At 30.6% G+C, this 22,267-nt stretch carries 24 protein-coding genes; 19 read left to right on the top strand and 5 right to left on the bottom strand.

Annotated elements, in window-relative coordinates; all coding sequences use genetic code 11:
* The first annotated feature begins 2 nt into the window (after positions 1 to 2).
* From HA148_RS04625 to psaK, 8 genes are all read left to right on the top strand, one after another.
* A complete protein-coding gene (locus HA148_RS04625) occupies positions 3 to 851 on the top strand; it encodes an inositol monophosphatase family protein (protein ID WP_209130620.1) in 849 nt (282 codons plus the stop codon).
* A gap of 17 nt (positions 852 to 868) precedes the next feature.
* Positions 869 to 2,020, top strand: coding sequence for an ATP phosphoribosyltransferase regulatory subunit (locus HA148_RS04620; protein ID WP_209130617.1), 1,152 nt, complete (start codon positions 869 to 871; stop codon positions 2,018 to 2,020).
* 118 nt (positions 2,021 to 2,138) lie between these two features.
* Positions 2,139 to 4,043, top strand: coding sequence for a molecular chaperone HtpG (htpG, locus tag HA148_RS04615; RefSeq protein ID WP_209130615.1), 1,905 nt, complete (start codon positions 2,139 to 2,141; stop codon positions 4,041 to 4,043).
* A 38-nt stretch (positions 4,044 to 4,081) separates the two neighbouring features.
* Positions 4,082 to 4,318, top strand: coding sequence for a 50S ribosomal protein L28 (rpmB, locus tag HA148_RS04610; protein WP_209130612.1), 237 nt, complete (start codon positions 4,082 to 4,084; stop codon positions 4,316 to 4,318).
* Between the two features lie 5 nt (positions 4,319 to 4,323).
* Positions 4,324 to 4,857 (top strand): peroxiredoxin, encoded by a 534-nt coding sequence (locus HA148_RS04605; protein WP_209130610.1) that lies wholly within the window; start codon positions 4,324 to 4,326, stop codon positions 4,855 to 4,857.
* 3 nt (positions 4,858 to 4,860) lie between these two features.
* The gene (locus HA148_RS04600) at positions 4,861 to 5,163 is read left to right on the top strand and encodes a DUF2499 domain-containing protein (RefSeq protein ID WP_209130608.1); all 303 of its coding nucleotides are present in this window, start codon (positions 4,861 to 4,863) and stop codon (positions 5,161 to 5,163) included.
* A complete protein-coding gene (locus tag HA148_RS04595) occupies positions 5,156 to 5,491 on the top strand; it encodes a DUF3593 domain-containing protein (protein ID WP_209130606.1) in 336 nt (111 codons plus the stop codon). The genes HA148_RS04600 and HA148_RS04595 overlap by 8 nt, the downstream gene beginning before the upstream one ends.
* A 66-nt stretch (positions 5,492 to 5,557) precedes the next feature.
* Entirely contained in the window at positions 5,558 to 5,818 is a 261-nt protein-coding gene (gene psaK / locus HA148_RS04590; protein ID WP_011818394.1) for a photosystem I reaction center subunit PsaK, read from the top strand.
* Positions 5,819 to 5,836: 18 nt separating this feature from the next.
* On the opposite strand, the gene dxs is transcribed toward psaK, so the two are convergent.
* On the bottom strand, positions 5,837 to 7,726 hold the full coding sequence (gene dxs / locus HA148_RS04585) for a 1-deoxy-D-xylulose-5-phosphate synthase (RefSeq protein WP_209130604.1): 1,890 nt from the start codon (positions 7,724 to 7,726) through the stop codon (positions 5,837 to 5,839).
* 116 nt (positions 7,727 to 7,842) lie between these two features.
* Between dxs and ilvA the strand changes: the two genes are divergently transcribed.
* The 3 genes from ilvA (at position 7,843) to HA148_RS04570 (ending at position 10,274) form a co-directional block, all read left to right on the top strand.
* Positions 7,843 to 9,384, top strand: coding sequence for a threonine ammonia-lyase, biosynthetic (gene ilvA / locus HA148_RS04580; protein WP_209130602.1), 1,542 nt, complete (start codon positions 7,843 to 7,845; stop codon positions 9,382 to 9,384).
* Positions 9,385 to 9,450: 66 nt separating this feature from the next.
* Positions 9,451 to 9,957 carry an SMC-Scp complex subunit ScpB gene (gene scpB, locus HA148_RS04575; RefSeq protein ID WP_209131067.1) on the top strand — a complete coding sequence of 169 codons (507 nt, stop codon included), beginning with the start codon at positions 9,451 to 9,453 and terminating at the stop codon, positions 9,955 to 9,957.
* 38 nt (positions 9,958 to 9,995) lie between these two features.
* A complete protein-coding gene (locus tag HA148_RS04570; RefSeq protein WP_002807500.1) occupies positions 9,996 to 10,274 on the top strand; it encodes a YggT family protein in 279 nt (92 codons plus the stop codon).
* 2 nt (positions 10,275 to 10,276) lie between these two features.
* On the opposite strand, the gene HA148_RS04565 is transcribed toward HA148_RS04570, so the two are convergent.
* The gene (locus tag HA148_RS04565; protein WP_209130600.1) at positions 10,277 to 10,606 is read right to left on the bottom strand and encodes a nucleoside triphosphate pyrophosphohydrolase family protein; all 330 of its coding nucleotides are present in this window, start codon (positions 10,604 to 10,606) and stop codon (positions 10,277 to 10,279) included.
* A gap of 61 nt (positions 10,607 to 10,667) precedes the next feature.
* Here HA148_RS04565 and pyk point away from each other — a divergent pair, with 61 nt between their 5' ends.
* Genes pyk through HA148_RS04540 form a run of 5 tightly spaced genes read left to right on the top strand, consistent with a single transcriptional unit; the run spans position 10,668 to position 16,227 of the window.
* On the top strand, positions 10,668 to 12,458 hold the full coding sequence (pyk, locus tag HA148_RS04560; RefSeq protein ID WP_209130598.1) for a pyruvate kinase: 1,791 nt from the start codon (positions 10,668 to 10,670) through the stop codon (positions 12,456 to 12,458).
* The gene (locus HA148_RS04555) at positions 12,451 to 13,683 is read left to right on the top strand and encodes an ABC transporter permease (protein ID WP_209130596.1); all 1,233 of its coding nucleotides are present in this window, start codon (positions 12,451 to 12,453) and stop codon (positions 13,681 to 13,683) included. Before pyk ends, HA148_RS04555 begins: the two co-directional genes overlap by 8 nt.
* A gap of 15 nt (positions 13,684 to 13,698) precedes the next feature.
* On the top strand, positions 13,699 to 14,268 hold the full coding sequence (locus tag HA148_RS04550) for a biotin transporter BioY (protein ID WP_209130593.1): 570 nt from the start codon (positions 13,699 to 13,701) through the stop codon (positions 14,266 to 14,268).
* A complete protein-coding gene (lspA, locus tag HA148_RS04545; RefSeq protein WP_209130591.1) occupies positions 14,268 to 14,726 on the top strand; it encodes a signal peptidase II in 459 nt (152 codons plus the stop codon). Before HA148_RS04550 ends, lspA begins: the two co-directional genes overlap by 1 nt.
* 1 nt (position 14,727) lies before the next feature.
* A complete protein-coding gene (locus tag HA148_RS04540; protein WP_209130589.1) occupies positions 14,728 to 16,227 on the top strand; it encodes a GTP-binding protein in 1,500 nt (499 codons plus the stop codon).
* On the opposite strand, the gene HA148_RS09625 is transcribed toward HA148_RS04540, so the two are convergent.
* Together HA148_RS09625 and HA148_RS04535 are read right to left on the bottom strand one after the other, a co-directional pair.
* On the bottom strand, positions 16,220 to 16,351 hold the full coding sequence (locus tag HA148_RS09625) for a hypothetical protein (RefSeq protein WP_280634283.1): 132 nt from the start codon (positions 16,349 to 16,351) through the stop codon (positions 16,220 to 16,222). The genes HA148_RS04540 and HA148_RS09625 overlap by 8 nt on opposite strands.
* A 9-nt stretch (positions 16,352 to 16,360) precedes the next feature.
* Positions 16,361 to 17,746, bottom strand: coding sequence for a pyridoxal phosphate-dependent decarboxylase family protein (locus HA148_RS04535; RefSeq protein WP_209130587.1), 1,386 nt, complete (start codon positions 17,744 to 17,746; stop codon positions 16,361 to 16,363).
* Between the two features lie 43 nt (positions 17,747 to 17,789).
* Here HA148_RS04535 and HA148_RS04530 point away from each other — a divergent pair, with 43 nt between their 5' ends.
* Positions 17,790 to 18,305: a nucleoside deaminase gene (locus HA148_RS04530; RefSeq protein ID WP_209130585.1), complete on the top strand. Its 516-nt coding sequence runs from the start codon at positions 17,790 to 17,792 to the stop codon at positions 18,303 to 18,305.
* Here the strand turns inward: HA148_RS04530 and HA148_RS04525 are convergent.
* Entirely contained in the window at positions 18,280 to 19,464 is a 1,185-nt protein-coding gene (locus HA148_RS04525) for a pyridoxal-phosphate-dependent aminotransferase family protein (protein ID WP_209130583.1), read from the bottom strand. The genes HA148_RS04530 and HA148_RS04525 overlap by 26 nt on opposite strands.
* A 214-nt stretch (positions 19,465 to 19,678) precedes the next feature.
* On the opposite strand from HA148_RS04525, the gene glnA reads away from it, so the two are divergent.
* Positions 19,679 to 21,100: a type I glutamate--ammonia ligase gene (glnA, locus tag HA148_RS04520; RefSeq protein WP_025881370.1), complete on the top strand. Its 1,422-nt coding sequence runs from the start codon at positions 19,679 to 19,681 to the stop codon at positions 21,098 to 21,100.
* A gap of 102 nt (positions 21,101 to 21,202) precedes the next feature.
* Positions 21,203 to 22,258, top strand: a complete 1,056-nt coding sequence (locus HA148_RS04515) for a class I SAM-dependent methyltransferase (RefSeq protein WP_209130581.1) — start codon at positions 21,203 to 21,205, stop codon at positions 22,256 to 22,258.
* The last annotated feature ends 9 nt before the right edge of the window (positions 22,259 to 22,267 follow it).

Raw genomic sequence — 22,267 nt, 5'->3', positions numbered from 1 at the left:
TCATGTTTGAATTAAGTGAAATAGAGGAACTTTCAAATCAATTAAACTTATCCATTTTGTATGAAGTAGCAAAGAATTCCGCTCAAATTGGTAATGAAATTTTAAAAGTTAATTACAATAAAATTCAGAAAATATCATCAAAGGGTAGGAAGGGTGATCTAGTTACCAATGTTGATTTGGAAGTTGAAAATAAAATAAAAGAATATTTATTAGAAGAGACACCATACATATCTATAAATGCAGAGGAATCGGGTAAATTAACCAAATCTACAGATTTAACGTGGTGTATAGACCCATTAGACGGAACAACAAATTATTCCCATGGATATCCTTTTTTTGGGACTTCTATTGGTCTTGTATATAAAAATAATCCAATTATAGGTGCTATATCAGTACCTTATTTAGATGAACTATATTCAGCATGTATAGGTTTAGGCTCATTCTGCAATGATAGTGAACTTAAAGTTTCTAATCCGTCTAGTCTTTCTGATAGTCTACTTGTTACCGGTTTCTCTTATGACAGATTTGAGACAGAGGATAATAATTATGCTGAATTTTGTTATTTAACACATAAAACTAGAGGTGTTAGAAGAGGAGGAGCAGCAGCAGTTGATCTGGCATTTGTTGCGGCCGGTAAGGTAGATGGATACTGGGAAAGAGGATTGGAGGTATGGGACCTGGCGGCCGGTGCTATTATTGTAAAAGAGGCTGGTGGTATTATTTCTGATTATCCATCAGGCGAATTTAATTTAAGTTCAGGAAGAATTTTAGCTTGTTCTCCCAGCCTTGAGAATGAATTAAAAAATGAACTAGATAAAGTCTCTCCATTTAAAAAAATTCTCTATACCTAAATTAGTAAAATATTACAATGACAGATATAAAGGAAATTAAATTAGTCGATGTAAAAAATAACTCAAACATCATAAATAATTTAAATAGTATTTATAAACTATGGGGATATGAAGAGGTTTCACCTTCTTTTATAAATACTTTAGAGACCATAAAGGGCCGTGGTGTTATTGACGAAAATCAGGTAGTAGGAATAGTAAGTAATAATTCATTATGTCTTAGGCCAGAGATGACAACATCAATTGTTAAATTGTCATCTACTAGATTAATAAATAAAAAAAGACCTATAAGATTATTCACCAATGGAATGGTTTTTGATAAAAAACAAAATAATAAAAATTCATTTAAGTTACAAGAAAAATTACAGAGTGGAATTGAATTAATTGGATATGATACAAAATACCCAGAAATTGAAGTTATTAATATTTTATTTGATTCAATCGACAATATTAATTTGAAGGATGGTTGTAATTTATTCCTCCTAGTAAGCACCACAAAAATAATGGATTTAATCTTAAATAAATATAAGAATAATAATTTTGAAGAAATTAAGAAAAGTCTGGTTAATTTTGATCAAGATAATTTATCTAAATTAGGAATAGATGAAGATGATAAATATGTTCTTAAAGATCTTTTATTCACACGAGGAGAGCCAATTACAATATTAAGAAAATTAAAAACTATATATGGTATGAGTAAAACATTGGATGACTTAAATTTTTTATTTGAAACATTATCAAAAATATCAAAAAAATATGGTGTTAAATTACAACTTGATCCCACTTTTCAACCTCACTTGAATTTATATGAAGGAATAGTTTTTCAACTAATAGGTGATAATGGTAAAAATAAAAGCGTCATCGCAAAAGGCGGGAGATATGATGAGTTAGTAAGATCCTTTAGTCCTAATGAGAAAATATTTAATGGGATTGGATTTACAATTTCAGTAGATATTTTAAGAAATTTAATTAAGGAAGAAAAGACAGATAAAAAAAGGATTTTATTGATGTTTAAAGATTCTTATTTGTTAGAAAAAGGTATGAATGAACAAAAAGTACAACAGAAAAAAGGAAATATTGCTGTCTTACATTTAAATCCATGTGATGACTTGGCTAAAGCCAATCAAATTATGAAAGAAAATAATTGTAGTGATATTTTATGGGTTAAATAAAACCTTTTAAAGTTATATTTAGGTTTTTAAATTCATATATTGTTCGGACAATACTCCTAATTAAACTTGATTAACTAGTTTTTACGAAATAAGATTTAATATGTTTGATTTTTTTTAAATGGAAAAAGGCGAAATTCGTATTAATACCGAAAATATTTTCCCAATTATCAAGAAGGCAGTATATTCTGACCATGAAATCTTTTTAAGAGAACTTGTTAGTAATGGTGTTGACGCAATAAGTAAAAGAAGAATGGCCTCTATGGCAGGTGATTGCGAAAATACTGAGGAGGCTCAAGTAAAAATAACAATTAATCGTGAAAAAAATACATTAACAATTTCCGATAATGGAATTGGAATGAATGATGAAGAAATTAAGAAGTACATAAATCAAGTAGCATTCTCAAGCGCAGAAGAATTTCTAACAAAATACAAAAAAGATAATGATGAATTCATAGGTCATTTTGGACTAGGTTTTTATTCAAGTTTTATGGTGGCAGATAGAGTTGATATATTAACTAAGTCGGCAATTGGAGAATCAAAAGCTTTCAAATGGTCTTGTGATGGATCGCCAAATTTCACCTTAGAGGAATCAGAAAGAGATACAGTTGGTACAGATGTTATTCTTCACCTACTTGAAGAAGAAAAAGAGTTTATTGAGCCTGAAAGGATTAAATCACTAATAAAAAAATATTGTGATTTTATGCCAATAGATGTCTTATTAGAAGGAGAGACAATAAATAAGAAAAATCCTCCTTGGAGAAAACAACCTAGTGAATTAAAAGATGAAGATTATATTGAGTTATATAAATATCTTTATCCTTTCCAAGGAGATCCACTTTTATGGATTCATCTAAATACAGATTACCCATATGACATACAAGGGATATTGTATTTTCCAAAGTTGTCAGGTAGAGCTGATTGGGAAAAAGGAGAAATAAAACTATTTTGCAATCAAGTATTCGTAAGCGATTCAATTAAAGAGATAGTACCAAAATACCTTTTACCTCTAAGAGGAGTTATTGACTCTACAGATATACCACTAAATGTTAGTAGAAGTGCATTACAAACAGATCGAAAAGTAAGGTCCATATCATCATTTATCTCAAAAAAAATCGCTAATAAATTGAAGGACTTGATAAAAAATTCTCCAGAATTTTATGCAGAAATTTGGGATTCAATCTCTGCTTTTATTAAAATTGGTGCTATCGAAGATGAAAAATTTGCTGATTTAGTCAATAACAGTATAATTTTCGAAACAATAATAAATTCTGAGAAAGACGTCACTAAAGATATTGAAAATAAAACTCTCATCAAATCCAATGATAAATATTTCACAACTCTGGCAAATTACAAAGAACGAAATAAAATAACTGATTCTAAAAAAATAATTTACTGTTCAGATTCGATTGCTCAGTCAAGTGCATTAAATATCTGCTTATCTGATAACAAAGAAGTTATTAAATCAGATCCATTAATTGATGCACAATTTCTTCCTTGGTTAGAAAGTAAAAACGAAGATTATCAGTTTCAAAGAGTTGATTCAGAAATAAATGAACTTGATGATAAAGAATCTAAAGAAATTGTAGATAAGGATGGCAAATCAAATACAGAAAATCTTAGAGATACTATTGTAAAAGCACTTAACAACGAAAAAGTAACAGTTAAAGTTCAGTCACTTTCAAGTAAAGGTGCACCACCAGCGATGATCTTGCTTCCAGAGCAAATGAGAAGAATTAATGATATGGGTGCTTACATGGAGCAAAAGATGCCTGGCTTACCTGAATATCATGTTCTTTTAATTAACAAGGAACATCCTCTTATTGTTGGCCTTAATAAAATTACAGGCAATAAAATAATTCTTGATAAAAAAGACCCTTTAGAAAATCCATTGGCATCTAAAATTGCAAATCATGTTTACGATATGGCTAAACTATCTGTCGGAGGATTAGATCAAGAACAGATTATTAATTTACAAAATAATAATGCCGATTTAATTTCAGATTTGCTTAATTCAACAAATTGAGTCGTGTGTTAAAATTTTGAGAGGTATAACTAAAAAATATGTCAAGAATTTGCGAACTGACTGGAGCAAAAGCTAATAATGGGATGGCTGTAAGTCACTCACATATCCGTACAAAAAAATTGCAACAAGTCAATCTCCAAAAAAGGAGACTTTGGTGGGAAGAAGGAAAAAAATGGGTAAATATAAAAATTAGTACCAAAGCACTAAAATCTATACAAAAAGTGGGATTAGATAAATTTGCTAAATCAAATGGAGTTGATTTAAAAAAATTCTAAATTTGATGAGAAATTTAGTTGTAAGTATCTTAATATCATTTATTTTATTAATTAATTGTAATTCAGCAATAGCTTTCGATTTTGCTCCCGAAGTAGGAGATATGGCTCCAAACTTTCAATTAGAAGGTTTTAATAAAAACATAAAATCAAAAAAAATATGGGAATTAATTGATTTTCAAGGTAAGTGGCTTGTTATGTATTTTTATCCAAAGGACTTTACAGCAGGTTGCACTCTTGAAGCTAAAGGTTTTTCTGAATTAAAAAAGGATTTTTCAAAATATAATGCCGAAATTGTTGGGATTAGTGCTGATAATCAAGATTCTCATGAAAGTTTCTGCAGCGAAAAATCCATAAACTACACCTTATTATCTGATCCTGAAGGAATTATTAGTGATAAATATGGTTCCTGGATTCCTCCATTTTCAGATAGAAATACTTTTTTGATTTCTCCAGAAGGGGAAATTTCTTACAGATGGATAAGTGTTTTACCTATAAATCATGCCAAGGAAGTACTTAATGTACTGAAGAAAAAAATATAAATTTTGCACGAGCTATCATTTGGAACTTGGTTAATTCATATCTCTTCAGTAATTGAATGGATATTTACCATCTTTGTCATATACAAAATTTCTACATATAAAAAATATAATTTATTTTTTTGGTTAAGCTTAGCTATGGTCCCAAACTTAATAGGAGCCATGTGCGCGATTACCTGGCATATCTTTGATAATCAAGATGCATTATATGGATTAGTAACTCTTCAAGGGATATTTACATTTATAGGAAATTCAACATTAGCCTTAGCTGCAATTAAGATTTTTAGAGGAAAAGATACATATGAATGATTTATTTTTTAAATTTATAGAAAAATTAGGTTCAATTGATAACACATTATTGTTCGCTGTATCAATAATTCCATATGCAATATTTTTGTTTTACTTATATAAAATCAAATTTGTTAATATTTTTATAAAAACAGGATTTTCCTTAACTGTTTTATTTGTATTCATAACTATATTGGTATCTATCTTCACACTAAATTACTATGATAAAACCCTTGTTGAGGTTGACTTCCTGCATGGTTTTGCAGAATCATTCCTAACTCTAAGTGACTTTGTTATTTTGTTTGGATTTATAAAGTTTTTAAATAGCTTAGAAGTAAACAACTCTTAAGACCTTTTACAATTTTGTGTTTTTTAGGGAAAAGTATTAGAGAATATATAAAAATAACGATTTTTTATGTTTACTACATTATTTGCAGCTGCAGATCCAGCAACTTTTTCTTGGTCTCCAAAGTGTGCCGTCGTAATGATTGCATGTAATGTTTTTGCTTATGCAATTGCAAGAGCAACTATAAGAAAACCTAATGAAGGTTTTGAAATACCTAATTCAAAATTCTATGGTGGTTTAAGTCACGCGTCTGTTGTAGGAGCTAATTGTTTAGGTCACATTTTTGGAATTGGAGCAATCCTAGGATTAGCATCACGTGGTGTTTTATAAACTTAATTTATTAAATTTTTAATTATTTAACTTAAATCTCTTAATAATTTTATCTGCCATCTGATCAGGTAAAAGACCTAATTTTTCTTTACTCTGATCAGGTGAAGCATGATCCACTAAAACATCAGGTATACCTATTCTGTATACAGGAATGTTTACTTCACTATCGTTAAATAACTCAACTATTGCGGAACCAAATCCGCCTATTAAAGTCCCTTCTTCCATTGTCACAACTTTTTTAATCTTACTTGCTAGAGGGATAATAAGATCTTTATCAAGAGGTTTTACAAATCTTGCATTAATGATGCATGCATTAATATTCATATTTTTCAGTATCTCAGATGTATCAATAGCTGATGCAACCATTGAACCATAAGCAATAATTAAAATATCTTCTCCTTCTTCAAGTATTTCAGCTTCGCCAATATTCAAAGGTTCCCAACCCTCATCCATTACAGCAACACCTAATCCAGAACCTCTAGGTATTCTTAAAGCTGTAGGTCCTTTATGGTTGATAGATGTTATTAACATTCTCTGTAATTCAGACTCATCTTTTGGTGCCATCAATACAAAATTAGGTATAGATCTCATATAACTGATATCGTACTGACCTTGGTGAGTAGGACCGTCTGCCCCAACTATGCCAGCTCTATCAAGTACGAAAGATACAGGTAAATTTTGTATTCCTACATCATGAATTAATTGATCGAAAGCACGTTGGAGAAAAGTACTATAAATAGCTACAACTGGTTTAAGACCATCGCACGACATTCCTGCTGCAAGAGTAACTGCATGTTGTTCTGCTATTCCTACATCGATATATTGATCTGGAATATTTTTTTGCAATAAATCTAAACCAGTTCCAGTAGCCATAGCTGCTGTAATACCAACAACTTTGCTATCTTGTTCACATATCTTCAATAAGGTTTGACCAAATATTTTACTATAACTAACTGGCTTAGGCTTCTTTGATGGAATAGATTTCCCAGTTGTCAGATCAAATGCGGACTGTGCATGATATCCAACCTGATCAGCTTCTGCATATGGGTAACCCTTCCCTTTTGTTGTGACAACATGTACGAGGACAGGTCTTTTAAGTTTATGGGCAGCGTTAAAAGTCTTAACTAAGTTACCAATATCATGACCATCTATTGGACCCATATACGTAAATCCAAGTTCTTCAAAAACAGCTCCAACTTTCGGCACTGATAATCTTCTAACGCTTCCTTTAATATTCTTGAGTTCTTCTGGAATATCCTTACCAATTAAGGGAATATTTTTAACACTTTCTTGAACACTATCGGATAAAAATTGCAATGGAGGACTTACTCTTACCTTATTTAAGTAAGATGAAAGGGCCCCGACCGGAGGTGAAATAGACATATCATTATCGTTTAATACTACAACTAAAGGAGTATTTGGTAAGTGACCTGCATGATTTATAGCTTCTAATGCCATTCCTCCAGTTAGTGCTCCATCTCCAATAACTGCGACACATTTATAATTTTCACCTTTTCTATCCCTTGCTATTGCCATTCCTAAAGCAGCAGAAATAGAAGTACTTGCATGTCCAGCACCAAAATGATCAAATTTACTTTCACTTCTTTTTAGATATCCAGCGACTCCATTTTGTTGTCTTAGGGAATCAAATTGACTGAAACGTCCTGTAATTAGTTTATGAGGGTAACCCTGATGTCCTACATCCCAAACAACTTTGTCAAAATCAAGATCAAGAGTTTGATATAAAGCCAATGTCAACTCAACAACACCTAATCCAGGACCAAGATGTCCTCCACTAGTAGATACTACTTGAAGATGTCTTTCCCTAATTTGACAAGCAATTTCCTCTAATTGTGAAACTGTTAAGCCATGTAGTTGATTTGGATGACTTAACTCACTTAAAAGCATTGAACAAAAATTGGTATCTATATAATCTAAAACGCCAAGGTGCAAAATGAGTATTTTTTTTTAAATAGATCATGTAATGTTTTATTAGATTAATAATTAATGCTAAAAATATATATATGAATGATTATTTTGAAAAAATACTTCGAGCTGAAGTCTATGAAGTAGCAAAAAAAACACCCCTAGAAAAAGCTCATAATTTAAGTAATACACTTAACAATGAAGTTTTTCTAAAGAGAGAAGATCTTCAAGATGTATTTTCATTCAAAGTAAGAGGTGCATATAACAAAATGAGTAAGCTTACAAATTCTCAGCTTTCTCAGGGAGTAATTACTTCAAGTGCTGGTAATCATGCTCAAGGTGTTGCTCTTAGTGCTCTCAAACTAAATTGCCAAGCCACAATATTAATGCCTATTACAACTCCTCTTGTAAAAGTTAATGCTGTAAAAAAGTTAAATGCAAAAGTAATATTATTTGGTGATAATTATGATGAGACTTACAAAGAAGCAATAAGGATTAGCAAAGAAAAAAATTTATGTTTTATTCATCCTTTTGATGATCCAGATGTAATAGCAGGACAAGGAACTATAGCTATTGAACTTGAACAGCAACTAAAGGAAAAACCTTATGCAATTTATATTGCTGTTGGTGGAGGTGGATTGATATCAGGAATATCCATATATATTAAAAAAATATGGCCTGAAGTAAAAATAATTGGTGTAGAGCCTGAAGATGCAGACGCCATGACAAAATCTTTGGATGAATCAAAAATTGTGGAATTATCTTCTGTTGGTCAATTTGCAGATGGAGTAGCTGTTAAAAAAATTGGTAAAAATACTTTTGAAATTGGTAGAAAATATATAGATAAGATGATTACCGTTAATACTGATGAAATATGTGCAGCTATAAAAGATGTTTTTGAGGATACTAGATCAATACTTGAGCCTGCAGGAGCATTATCAATTGCAGGGATGAAAAAAGATATTTTAAATTCGAATCATTTAAATAAAAAAATGGTTGCTATTGCATGTGGTGCAAATATGAATTTTGAGCGGCTTAGATTTGTTGCAGAAAGAGCAGAACTTGGTGAGTGTAAAGAAGTAATGATGGCTGTTGAAATTCCTGAACGTGCTGGAAGTTTAATTGATTTTTGTAAGTTACTTGATAATAGAAATTTAACTGAATTTAGCTACAGGATGTCGAATTCTAAGAATGCTCAAATATTTGTAGGAGTGCAAGTCTATGGATTAAATGATAAAAAAAATCTTTTAAATGTATTTAGAAACTCGGAGTACTCATTTATTGACATAAGTGATGATGAATTATCTAAAAATCATTTAAGACATATGGTAGGTGGAAGATTACCAAAGAATTTTAAGGAAATGGATAATAGAAACTTTGTAGAGCTTTTATACAGATTTGAGTTTCCTGAAAGGCCTGGTGCATTAATAAACTTCTTAAATAATATGAAATCTAATTGGTCTATAAGCGTATTTCATTACAGAAATTATGGAGCTGATGTTGGGAAAATTGTTATTGGCGTTTTGATCGATAAAAATGAGATTTTAGAGTGGAATAAATTTGTAAGAATTCTAGGCTATAAATACTGGGATGAAACTCAAAACGATACATATAGATTATTCCTTGGTGCATCAGATTAAATTTAAGGTAAATTAGGAAAGATTTCGGTAATTAAAATCAATCAATCTGATCTAAATACCACGCCAATATCTGATATAGATCTAGTTACTAAAGTTGAAGCTGTTCTATATTTGAAAGGCAGACCAATAACAAAGAAGGATCTTTCAGAAATTACTAATTCTGATATAAACTCAATAAATGATGTAATTAAAGATCTAAAAAATAAATACTCTAATCCCAACTCAGCTATTGAATTAAATGCAGTTAATAATAGTTTTTCTCTCGAACTAAAATCTAGTCTTAATGAATTCGTAGATGATTTACTTCCTTCTGATTTGAAAACATCCGAATTAAGGACATTGGCAACTATTGCGATTAAAAAAAAGATCCTGCAATCGGATCTTATACTTCTTCGAGGTTCAGGTGCTTATGATCATATTAAAGAATTATTAGAAAAGAAATTCATCGTCAAACGGAAGCAAAAAGATGGTAGATCATATTGGATATCATTATCAGAAAAGTTTTTCCAAACTTTTGCTGTAAGTAATGAATATCTCTCAAATATAGGAAGTGGTAACAATAAGCAGCAATAATAAGTAAATGTTAGTATGTGTTAAATTACGACAAGATAATGTTATCTGAGATTTTCGCAGTTCTGGGTCAAACTTTATCAATTTATTCTTTCATATTGATAATAAGAATTTTACTTACATGGTTTCCAGGTATTGATTGGAGTAACGGTGTTTTATCTGCATTAACTTCTATCACAGATCCTTACTTAAATATTTTTAGAGGTATTATCCCTCCAATAGGTGGATTTGATATTTCATCATTGTTAGCTTTTTTACTTTTAAATGTTATTCAAAATTTAATTACAAATCTCCAATATGCAAGCTTAGGCTACAGCTGAATTTATCTATCATCTCCAGAACCTCTTATCTTGCCTTTAGCAGCTCTTAATTTTAATTTTTCAAGATTTTGTAATGCAACATCCTCTAAATTAAAATTTAATTCTGTGCAAAGATTTGATACATACCACAAAACATCTCCTAACTCTTTTTTAATACCTAATTTTGATTCGTTATCAAATATTCCATTTTTATCTCTTATAACCTTCTTCACTTTTTCTGCCACCTCACCAGCCTCTCCTACTAAACCAAGAGTTGGATAAATATTATTTGATCCTAAATTTGGATATTGTGCTGTTTCTCTAGCTTTTTTCTGATAAGTTTTAAAATCCATGACTTAAATAACTAACTTTGGGTATGGTAAATTTATTTATATCTAGCAATATTATCTATATATGTCGAATATCGATTTAAAAAGAAGAACAAAAATAGTAGCAACTATAGGGCCTGCAACTCAATCTGAAGAGATAATTACAGATTTAATTAAAGCTGGAGTTACAACATTCAGATTAAATTTCTCACATGGAGATCATAAAGATCATGCTGAGAGAATAAAAACCATAAGGGAGGTATCAAAAAAGTTAGATATAGATATTGGAATATTGCAAGATCTTCAAGGACCTAAAATACGATTAGGGCGCTTTAAAGATGGGCCAGTAAAAGTTAAAAAAGGCGATAAATTTACACTGACATCAAATGAAGTGGAATGTACAAATACTATTGCAAATGTAACCTACGACAAACTTTCTCAAGAAGTTAGCGAAGGGAAAAGAATACTTTTAGATGATGGGAAAATAGAAATGATTGTAGAAAAAGTTGATACAAAAGCTAATAATTTGGAGTGCATGGTAACTGTAGGAGGGGTTCTTTCAAACAATAAAGGTGTTAATTTTCCAGATGTTCAATTATCAGTAAAAGCATTAACAGAAAAAGATAAAGAGGATTTAAAATTCGGTTTATCTGAAGGTGTTGATTGGATAGCACTAAGTTTCGTAAGAAATCCATCTGATATAAATGAGATAAAAGATTTAATAAATAAAAATGGGCATTCAACTCCTGTAGTCGCAAAAATAGAAAAATTTGAAGCAATTGATCAGATCGATACAGTATTACCCTTATGTGATGGGGTTATGGTTGCAAGAGGTGATTTGGGCGTTGAAATGCCTGCTGAAGAAGTTCCTCTTTTACAAAAGGAGTTAATAAGAAAAGCTAATTCATTAGGTATCCCAATAATTACAGCGACTCAAATGCTTGATTCTATGGCTTCTAACCCAAGACCAACAAGAGCCGAAGTTAGTGATGTTGCAAATGCAATTCTTGATGGTACAGATGCTGTAATGCTTTCAAACGAAACTGCAGTTGGCGATTATCCTGTAGAGGCAGTTGAAACGATGGCAACCATAGCAAGAAGAATTGAAAGGGATTATCCACTTAAGGCTATTGAAAGCCACTTACCCAGTACGATCCCAAATGCTATTAGTGCAGCAGTAAGTAATATAGCTAGACAACTTGATGCAGGAGCTATAATCCCTTTAACTAAATCAGGTTCTACAGCTCGAAATGTAAGTAAATTCAGACCACCAACACCTATCTTGGCAACTACAACTGAGAGAAGTGTAGCGAGAAGATTGCAACTTGTTTGGGGAGTTACTCCAATAGTAGTTAAAAATGATGAAAGAACAGCAAAAACCTTTAGTTTAGCTATGCAAATTGCTCAGGAGATGGGAATCTTAAATCAAGGAGATTTAGTAGTTCAAACCGCAGGTACATTAACTGGAATTAGCGGCTCTACAGATTTAATAAAAGTCGGTTTAGTAAGAAAGATTGTATCAAGAGGAATTTCTATAGGGGAAATCGGTGTTACAGGTAAAGCAAGAATAATTAAAAACAATCTTGACATATCCTTAATTTGCCCAGGAGAAATATTATTTGTTCCGAAGGAATTAATGAAAGATATTCCACTGAGTAAAAATATTGCCGGCATTGTTACGAACCAAAATGTAAATGATGTTTATGCTTTGTTTAACAAAAATAATAAAAAGATTTCTACAATTTGTAATTTAGAAAATCTGGATGATCATCAAATTAGCAACGGCGACCTTATTACACTGCAGCTAAATGAAGGTGTTATATACATGGGGCAAATTGAAGATGATGATGCAATAGATAAATATAAATATGTCTAGGAATATCTCAATAAAAGAAGCCTTAGGCATGGCCACAAAAACTTTAGTTTCGAACAAATTAAGAAGTTCGTTAACAATGCTGGGGATAATTATAGGAAATGCATCAGTTATTACACTTGTTGGGCTTGGAAGAGGTGCTCAAACATTAGCTAAAAACCAATTAAGTAATTTAGGTGCAAATGTTTTATTCATTGTCCCTGGAAATAATGACACCAGAAGAAGAGGTATATCATTTCCTAAAAATCTTGTTTTAGAAGATGCACTAGCAATAAGTAATCAAGTCCCAACAGTTAAAAAAGTTGCACCTCAAATTTCTGCTAACGAAATAGTTCAGTCAAATTCTAAAAGTCTAAATATATCAATTGCAGGAGTTACTCCTGAATTTCTTGAAGTAAGAAGCTTTGAAATTGATAAGGGAAGATTTATATCTAAGAGTGATATTAATAGTGCAAGAAGTTATGTAGTAATAGGTCCTGATCTTAAAGACGAATTTTTCAAAGATAATTCTTCATCACTTGGGGAAAAAATCAGAATTAAAGATCATACTTATGAAATTATTGGAATATTAAAACCAAAAGGTGCTGTATTTGGAAGTAATCAAGACAAAAATGCTTATATTCCATTAACCACCATGGTCAATAGGATTACAGGGAAGGACCCAACATATGGAGTAAGTTTAAGCTTCATTAGTGTTGAAGCTATAAATAAAAATGCAACTAGTGCAGCTAAATTTCAGATTACTAACTTATTAAGGCAAAGACATAAAATAATCAGAGATGATGACTTTGCGGTTAGATCACAAGAAGATGCATTAAATATAGTAACCAATATAACAAGTGGGCTAACGTTTTTATTGGCTGGTATTGGGGCAGTATCTTTGGTGGTTGGAGGCATAGGAATCATGAATATTATGCTTGTTTCTGTAAGTGAAAGGACTGAAGAAATTGGACTTAGAAAAGCAATAGGAGCTAAACAGTCAGATATATTAATTCAATTTTTGATTGAAGCATTGATTTTATCTACAATTGGCGGATTAATTGGAACAACAACAGGACTATCAGGTGTTCTTCTTTTATCTCTTATAACACCACTTCCTGCATCAGTAGGAATTACAACTACTTTTTCCACCATGATCATTTCAGGATCAATAGGTTTAATCTTTGGCGTTTTACCTGCAAAAAGAGCTTCTAAATTAGATCCCATTGTTGCATTGAGAAGTTTATAAATAGAATCTATAATAATGCTCAATTTATATAAATTAATTGAGATACTTGTGAGTCTTCAAACAATAGTAATAACATCAATGTTACCTGTTTATGTTCAGCTACCTTTTATCTATAAATCTAGTAATAACTTTGAGTTACCTATAACATGGCAAATTCCGACCATAATTTTATTAACACTTATATTTCATAAAAAAGTTGTTTTCAAAGCATTTTCTTTATATATAATTTTGGGGTTATTTATACTCCCTGTCTTTCACCAAGGAGGTTCATTAGGTTATTTGCTCACTCCAAATTTTGGTTACTTATTAGGTTTATATCCATTAATCAAAATAATTGATAATTTAAATAATAGAAATAAAATAAACTTTGGAAACTTCTTAAAAAACGGATTTATAGCAATAGTTGTTATGCATTTAACTGGAATATTTTATAGCTTCATACAAATTTTATTCCACAGTCAATACAATTTATTTTTATATAATTTAGGGAAATACTCATTAGGTAAAATTGGATATCATTTTTTAATGCTTTTTCCACTTTTATTACTTATTAAACCTATAGAACGTTTAAAACGTAGCAAATAATGATTATTAATATAAAAACAAAATTATATTTTGTATCATTAAGTATTTTTATTGTTCTAATAGATCAATTTACGAAATATTTGATGTTTTATAATAAAAAATTATTTATTAATAAAGATTTTCTTTTATTCAAATTAGACTTTATAAAAAATTACGGAGCAGCATTTAATATATTTAGTGGTAGTAGAATATTTTTATCTTTAATAAGTATTATTTTTTCTATATTACTTATTTATTTGATATTTAGGAAGAATACTTTAAACTCATTCGATCTATATTCTTATAGCTTTATTCTTGGTGGAACTATTGGTAATGGTATAGATAGGATATATAGAGGTTTTGTAGTTGATTTTATAAATTTAAATTTTATAAATTTTCCAGTATTTAATATTGCTGATATATCAATTAATATTGGTTTCATTATTTTACTGTATAACATTTTTAAAAATAATCGATAAAATGAATTACTTGAAATTAAAATATATAAAGTATGTAGTATTGATATTATTTTTTTATATTTTATTTTCCATATTTGTAAGAATAGTAAATATTTATACTCTTTTATTTTTAATTATAATTATTTATACTTTTTATAATATTGATAAAAAATTATTTAAAAAAATAGTTTATAAAGTTATATATAAAAATAAAAAAAATACACTTTCATTCAAAAATACATATGGTGCTGCCAAGATAAGTTTGGAAGGAGTCGAGAAAATTAACAAAAAAATTAGTGATAATGTAAAAGCTGAATTGTTAAATTACCAAAAAAATAAACTAGAGTCACAATTAAAAACAGGAGATTATAAAGTTACTCTTTTTGGAGCAGGTTCCTCAGGAAAAACATCTATAGCAAGATCATTATTGAAAAATATTGTCGGACAAACCTCAGCAAAAATAGGTACAACAAAGCAAATTAATAGCTATAAAATTCGTATACCAATTTTAAAAAGAAAAATTAATATAGTTGATACTCCGGGTTTATTCGAACCATCTAAATTAGGAGAAGAAAGAGAAAAAGCAACAATTTTACAAGCATCAAATTCTGACTTAGTTCTTTTTGTGTTAGATCAAGATATAAATAAATACGAAAACTATTTAATTAAAGAATTATTAAAGTTAAGGAAAAAAATAATAATAGTTCTAAATAAATGTGATTTGAGGTCTAGAGATGAAAATAACCTTATCAAAGAAAATATAATTTCTATAACATCCGCTAGAAAAAATAAAATATCAGTCGTTCAAACAATTGCAGTTCCTCAAAAATCTCCCTATACAAAATCAGATGCTTTAAATTTAGTTCCAGAGGTAGGAAGTTTATTTAGAGAAATAATTGAAACCCTCGATAATAATGGTGAAGAGTTGTTGGCGGATAATATTCTTTTTCGCTCAAATAAGTTAGGTATTAAAAGTAAAAATTTCGTACAAGAACAAAGATATTTAATGTCAAATAAAGTGATTAATAAATATATGTGGATAACAGGAGGAGTAATACTAGTTAATCCACTACCAGCTGTTGATTTTCTTACTACTACCTCCGTAAACCTTCAAATGATAATGGAGTTATCAAAAATATATGAAATAAAGCTTACAAAAAAAGATGCAAAAGATTTGGCGACTTCATTGCTAAGTGCATTGGCTAAACAAGGAATACTAAAAGGGGGTCTCGCCATTCTTTCTCCTGCTTTAGCTACAAGCTTGACTAAAATAATATTATCTAAATCTATACAATCAGTTACAGCAGGCTGGTTAATAAGAATAGTAGGACTAAGTTTGATTGAATATTTTAAAAATGGCCAAGATTGGGGCGATGGAGGAATTCAAGAAGTAGTAGATAAAATCTATAGAGTAAGTAAAAGAGAGGAAATTTTAAATAATTTCGTTAAAGAAGCTATTTCAAAAATTGAAATGAAAAAATATTTTAAATCAAATAAAAATTTGCCTCCATTTACTAATTAATATTGGATAATTGATCATTTAGATAAGTTCTGAAATCAAAGATAGTTATTAATAGTAAATAAGCAATGCAAATAGCTATAGAGATAAAACCTGTTACTATTGCAATAATTTTTGGTCTTCCCATATTTATTAGTTAAGCATCTAGAAGTCTCAGAAGTTCTTCAATATGAGAATCCTTTGTATTGTAATTTCCCATGACAACCCGTAAAAAATATTTCCCTTTAAATTTTGGTCTAGAAAGCATAAAATTATTGTTAATTAGTTCATTTACTTTAGTTTTAGTCCATTCATCAGAGTCATCTGGCTCAAGTTTATTTGGCAAGAATGAAACAATATGAAGAGGACCTGAATATATATCAAATTTATTTTTATCAATATTTTTTACAAAAAAATCTTTTCTTTTAATTGATGATTTTAATATATTTTCTATTCCTTTGAGACCTAAAAAACGTAACCCAAGCCATAGTTTGATAACCTCTGCAGGTCTAGAACCTTGTATGCCTATTTCTCCTCTATTTATAATATTTTCTTTAGATGATATATATGGTAGTCCAGTATTAAAAGTATTTTCTAAAGTACTCATATTTGAAACCAATAACAAAGATGAAGTCTTTGTAATGCCAATAATTTTTTGTGGATTTATCGTTATCGAATTAGCCTGATTAATATTATTTAGACCTTCTATTGGAATAGAAGTTATAGCAAAAATTCCTCCAATTGAACCATCAATATGTAACCATATCTTTCTTTGTTTACAGATTTCACTTATTTCTTTAATAGGATCAATGGCTCCTCTTACAGTAGTCCCAAGGGTGGCAACAATAGCAAATATTTTTTTATTTTCTATTGAACATTTATCTAAAGAGTTTCTCAGATCGTTTATATCCATTCGACCTTGATTATCAGTTTTAATCCTCACAAGATTACTATTATCAAGGCCCATTACTCTTATACATTTAACGAAAGAAGAATGGGCATCTTCACTAACAAGTAATACAGAATTAGGATTCGTACCTAATCCAGCATTATTTCTAGCTGCAATAAGTCCATTCAGATTACTTAATGTACCTCCGCTAGCAGCTATACCTCCAGAGAAATCATTAAACCCTATTTTCTTGGCAAACCATTTGCATAATGATTCCTCAAGTAATGTTAGGCTTGGTGATAACTCGTAAGCGAGAAGATTATTATTTAAACCAGCAGCAATTAAATCTCCCAAAATAGAGAAAATTAAAGGTGGGGGATCAAGGTGAGCTAGTGAGCCAGGATGAACGGGATTAAATGAATTATTCAAAAGAGATTCAATCTCAGAAAACAATTCTTCCTCAGAGTTACCATCTTCCGAAGGCATAATACAACTGAAACTCTCATCAAAAGGTAAAGGACCATTTTTATCAGATTTAGAGAACCAGTCACAAAGAGTTTGACTTGCTCTATTCAGAAGAGTAATCAATTTGTCATTAGTCCCTAAATTTGAGGGGAAATATATATCTTTATTATTAATTAAATCTTCAGCCATCAGATAAGATATCTATTAATAATTCTATTCTCAATCTTGCTAAATGAGATATATTTTTGAAAATGGAAATAGTAATGAAGAACAACAAATAAAAACAAATAATGCAAAATACACTTTATGGATGAATTCGATATTAAGAAGATCCAAAGAAATTGGGAAAGTTGAGCTACCAATCTGTTCAATAATTTTAGATAAGAGGGGAAGAATTATAGGGAGAGGGGTTAACAGAAGGAATATAAATAAAGACCCATTAGGTCATGCTGAGATAATGGCACTTAGGCAGGCATCTCTAATAAAAAATGATTGGAGATTTAATGAATGTACTATTATCACAAATTTAGAACCTTGTACTATGTGTTCCTCTGCACTTATTCAAGCACGGATGGGTAAAGTTATTTTCGGGGCTTACGATAAGAAAAGAGGTGGATTGGGTGGTTCAATTGACCTATCAAAACACGAAAGTGCTCATCACAAAATGGAAATAATTGGAGGTATCCTAGAGGACGAATGCAGTCAAATTTTACAGACTTGGTTCAAAAAGTTGAGGATTCAAAAATAGAAAATTTCTTTAGCTCGGTATCAAATAGGTTTAATAATCTATCAACATTCTCCTCACATGAATTAAAACCCATTAGCCCTACACGCCAGACCTTTCCGGATAATTCTCCAAGTCCATTTCCTATCTCAATTCCAAAGTTTCTTAAGAGATGATTTCTAAAACCATCCCCATCAACTGCTGGAGGTATTTTAACTGTGGTTAATGTTGGCAATCTATAATCCTCTGATACATGCAATTCCATTCCAAGACTTTCTAAACCATTCCACAATTTCTTTGCATTGGTGTTATGTCTATTCCAAACATTTTCTAAACCCTCATTCGCTATTAATCGTAAACCTTCACGAATAGCAAAATTCATGTTTACAGGAGCAGTATGATGGTAAACACGATCAGAACCCCAATACTTATTTAATAGAGATAAATCTAAATACCAGTTAGGTACTTTTGTTTTTCTAGAGCCTAGTTTTTCTTCAGCTCTTTTATTCATTGTAAAAGGGCTTAATCCAGGGGGACAACTTAATCCCTTTTGACTACAACTGTATGCTAGATCAATTTTCCATTCGTCTATCAATAATTCCAAAGCACCAAGTGAAGTAACAGCATCAACTAAAAACAAGCAATTATTATTTCTACAAATATCCCCAATACCATCAAGAGGTTGTAAAACACCACTTGATGTTTCAGCATGGACAATAGCAAAAATAGCGGGTTTTTTAGTCTCTATTTCATACTTAATTTCCTCATAAGTAAAAGCTTCACCCCATGGTTTTTCAATAAAGGAAACTTGAGCTTTATATCTATTTGCCATATCAACTAATCTATCTCCAAAATATCCTTTTTTAGCAATAAGAATTTTTTCGCCTTCTTCAATAAAATTAGCTATTGAAGCTTCCATCGCTGCACTACCAGTGCCGCTCATTGGGAGTGTAAGACGATTATTGCACTGCCAGGTATACCTTAAAAGTTGCTGAACGTCAGACATCAATGAGATATATGCCTCATCTAAGTGACCAATAGGATTTAAAGAAAGAGCGCTTAAAACTTCTGGATGTGCGTTTGAAGGTCCAGGTCCTAATAAAAGTCTAGAGGGAACATAAGTCTTTGATAAATGAGATAAATTCTCTTTATTTAAAGCCTGAATAAGATTTGCTTCTGTCAAAGAATTACATTCAATTACTTTTAAATTAGACTAATATCGTCGCTAAAGCGATATTTTTTTATAGAAATTAATTCAATTTAAATAATTAAGTAAATAATTATTAAAGTTATGACTTGAAACACTCAAAGAAGACATCTAGTGTTGAAAAAAGTTACGGTTGATACATAATAAGAATCATCAAGTTATTAATTTCATAGAAGGTATCTCAAAAGTTATGTCTAAGTCTCCACAAGATGTTTTAAGTCAAATTAAAGATGAAGGAATTGAACTCATCGATTTAAAATTCACAGACATCCATGGTAAATGGCAACATTTAACTCTTACATCAGACATGATAGAAGAGGATTCATTTACAGAAGGTCTAGCATTTGATGGTTCATCAATAAGAGGTTGGAAAGCAATTAATGCCTCCGATATGTCAATGGTTCCCGATGCAAGTACAGCATGGATTGATCCTTTTTACAAACATAAAACTCTAAGTATGATTTGCTCTATCCAAGAGCCTAGAAGTGGAGAACCTTATGATAGATGCCCAAGATCTTTAGCTCAAAAGGCTTTAAAGTACTTAGAATCCACTGGGATTGCTGATACAGCATTTTTTGGACCGGAACCGGAATTCTTTTTATTTGATGACGTTAGATACGATTCAAAAGAAGGTTCTTGCTTTTACAGTGTAGATACAATTGAAGCTCCTTGGAACACAGGAAGAATTGAAGAAGGTGGAAATTTAGGATACAAGATCCAATACAAAGAAGGTTATTTCCCAGTTTCTCCAAATGATACTGCTCAAGACATCAGATCTGAAATGTTACTTTTAATGGGTGAATTAGGCATACCCACCGAAAAGCATCACCATGAAGTTGCTGGTGCCGGTCAACACGAGCTTGGAATGAAATTCGATTCATTAATAAATTCTGCTGATAACGTAATGACTTATAAATACGTTGTCAGGAATGTTGCTAAAAAATATGGGAAAACTGCAACGTTTATGCCTAAGCCTGTTTTTAACGATAATGGAACTGGAATGCATGTTCACCAAAGTTTATGGAAGAGTGGTCAGCCACTATTTTTTGGTGAAGGAGCATATGCAAATTTATCTCAAACTGCAAGATGGTATATCGGAGGCATACTTAAGCATGCTCCATCATTCTTAGCATTTACTAACCCAACCACAAATAGTTATAAACGATTGGTTCCAGGATTCGAAGCACCTGTAAATCTAGTTTATTCTGAGGGTAATAGATCAGCTGCAGTAAGAATACCTTTAACAGGTCCAAGCCCTAAAGCTAAAAGATTAGAATTCAGATCAGGTGACGCACTTGCAAATCCTTACTTAGCATTTTCTGTAATGATGCTTGCTGGTATTGATGGAATAAAAAATCAAATTGATCCTGGTGATGGAGTAGATGTAGATTTATTTGAACTTCCAGCTGATGAACTTGCAAAAATTGATACAGTACCTTCCTCTCTAAATGACTCACTCAATGCACTAAAAGCAGATAAAGATTATTTATTAGCTGGCGGAGTATTTACTGAAGATTTTATTGATAACTTTATCGATATAAAATACGAAGAGGTACAACAACTAAGACAAAGGCCTCATCCACATGAATTCTTCATGTATTACGATGCATAATTAAAAGAAATTATTATTTTAAAATAATCAATTTGAGAAATATCACAAAATATTCTCAAATTGATTTTTTTTTTGTTGGAATATATATATATAAATTGAAAAATGGCTAGGGAATCTATTTCAAAAATTGCATATAAAACGCTACAACAAAGTAAAAGCATTGCAGGTTTCGCTCACAAGCAAATTAGTTCAAGATTAATGAATTTTATTCTTCCCGATTCGAGGCTTGAAAATTTTGATATAGATAAGGATCTACTAATGCAAATCCAAAATTCAATGGATATTTTAAGAGAAGAAGATTGGAATGATGCAGAAAAAAATATATATCCAAAAAAATTATTATTTGATGAGCCATGGCTTAGATATCTAACTCAATATCCTAAAATTTGGCTCGATATGCCTAATACTTGGGATAGACGCAGAAAACAAAACTTTGATGATCTTCCAAAATCAATTGATAAAGATAATTATCCTCAATATTACTTGAGAAATTTTCATCATCAAACAGATGGTTATTTATCAGATTTTTCAGCTAGCATTTATGACCTACAAGTAGAGATACTTTTCAATGGAAGTGCTGACTCAATGAGGAGAAGAATAATTAAGCCAATAAAAGAAGGGCTTAAAAATTTTAGTGATAGAAAAATAAGCTCTATAAAAATACTTGATGTAGCTACGGGATCAGGAAGAACATTAAAACAATTAAGAGCCGCATTTCCTAAAGAAAAAATTACAGGAATTGATTTATCTGATTCATATTTAAAAGAGGCAAGTAGATATATTTCAGATTTAGATGGAGATTTAATTCAATTAATTAAAGGTAATGCTGAAGAATTACCTTTTGAAAATGATAGTTTTCAATGCGTTTCTTGTGTTTACTTATTTCATGAATTACCTAGAACAATTAGAGCAAAAGTATTAAATGAATTTTTTAGAGTTCTTGAGCCTGGGGGGATATTAGTATTAGCCGATTCAATTCAAATAAGTGATTCACCTGATTTTACATCCGTAATGGAAAACTTCTATAAATCTTTTCATGAGCCTTTTTATTGTGATTACATAAAAGAGGATATAGATTCTAAAATAGAGGAAATAGGGTTTAAAGATGTAAAATCAAATTCCTTTTTTATGACCAAAGTATGGTCTGCTGTAAAGTAAATAAAAAAT

Source organism: Prochlorococcus marinus XMU1405, from assembly GCF_017696275.1.
In the GTDB taxonomy this organism is placed as follows: Bacteria; Cyanobacteriota; Cyanobacteriia; order PCC-6307; family Cyanobiaceae; genus Prochlorococcus_A; species Prochlorococcus_A marinus_AB.
This window is presented reverse-complemented; position numbering and strand designations above follow the sequence as displayed.

Bases quoted from the DNA above. Each gene is read 5' to 3' on its own strand.
- HA148_RS04620 (WP_209130617.1), top strand. From the start codon at position 869: ATGACAGATATAAAGGAAATTAAATTAGTCGATGTAAAAAATAACTCA.
- dxs (WP_209130604.1), bottom strand. From the start codon at position 7,726: ATGCTTTTAAGTGAGTTAAGTCATCCAAATCAACTACATGGCTTAACA.
- HA148_RS04565 (WP_209130600.1), bottom strand. From the start codon at position 10,606: ATGGATTTTAAAACTTATCAGAAAAAAGCTAGAGAAACAGCACAATAT.
- lspA (WP_209130591.1), top strand. From the start codon at position 14,268: ATGATTATTAATATAAAAACAAAATTATATTTTGTATCATTAAGTATT.
- HA148_RS04595 (WP_209130606.1), top strand. From the start codon at position 5,156: ATGAATGATTTATTTTTTAAATTTATAGAAAAATTAGGTTCAATTGAT.
- HA148_RS04535 (WP_209130587.1), bottom strand. From the start codon at position 17,746: ATGGCTGAAGATTTAATTAATAATAAAGATATATATTTCCCCTCAAAT.
- pyk (WP_209130598.1), top strand. From the start codon at position 10,668: ATGTCGAATATCGATTTAAAAAGAAGAACAAAAATAGTAGCAACTATA.
- ilvA (WP_209130602.1), top strand. From the start codon at position 7,843: ATGAATGATTATTTTGAAAAAATACTTCGAGCTGAAGTCTATGAAGTA.
- HA148_RS04550 (WP_209130593.1), top strand. From the start codon at position 13,699: ATGCTCAATTTATATAAATTAATTGAGATACTTGTGAGTCTTCAAACA.
- HA148_RS09625 (WP_280634283.1), bottom strand. From the start codon at position 16,351: ATGGGAAGACCAAAAATTATTGCAATAGTAACAGGTTTTATCTCTATA.
- psaK (WP_011818394.1), top strand. From the start codon at position 5,558: ATGTTTACTACATTATTTGCAGCTGCAGATCCAGCAACTTTTTCTTGG.
- glnA (WP_025881370.1), top strand. From the start codon at position 19,679: ATGTCTAAGTCTCCACAAGATGTTTTAAGTCAAATTAAAGATGAAGGA.
- HA148_RS04570 (WP_002807500.1), top strand. From the start codon at position 9,996: ATGTTATCTGAGATTTTCGCAGTTCTGGGTCAAACTTTATCAATTTAT.
- HA148_RS04530 (WP_209130585.1), top strand. From the start codon at position 17,790: ATGAGATATATTTTTGAAAATGGAAATAGTAATGAAGAACAACAAATA.
- rpmB (WP_209130612.1), top strand. From the start codon at position 4,082: ATGTCAAGAATTTGCGAACTGACTGGAGCAAAAGCTAATAATGGGATG.
- HA148_RS04515 (WP_209130581.1), top strand. From the start codon at position 21,203: ATGGCTAGGGAATCTATTTCAAAAATTGCATATAAAACGCTACAACAA.
- htpG (WP_209130615.1), top strand. From the start codon at position 2,139: ATGGAAAAAGGCGAAATTCGTATTAATACCGAAAATATTTTCCCAATT.
- HA148_RS04625 (WP_209130620.1), top strand. From the start codon at position 3: ATGTTTGAATTAAGTGAAATAGAGGAACTTTCAAATCAATTAAACTTA.
- HA148_RS04555 (WP_209130596.1), top strand. From the start codon at position 12,451: ATGTCTAGGAATATCTCAATAAAAGAAGCCTTAGGCATGGCCACAAAA.
- HA148_RS04605 (WP_209130610.1), top strand. From the start codon at position 4,324: ATGAGAAATTTAGTTGTAAGTATCTTAATATCATTTATTTTATTAATT.
- HA148_RS04540 (WP_209130589.1), top strand. From the start codon at position 14,728: ATGAATTACTTGAAATTAAAATATATAAAGTATGTAGTATTGATATTA.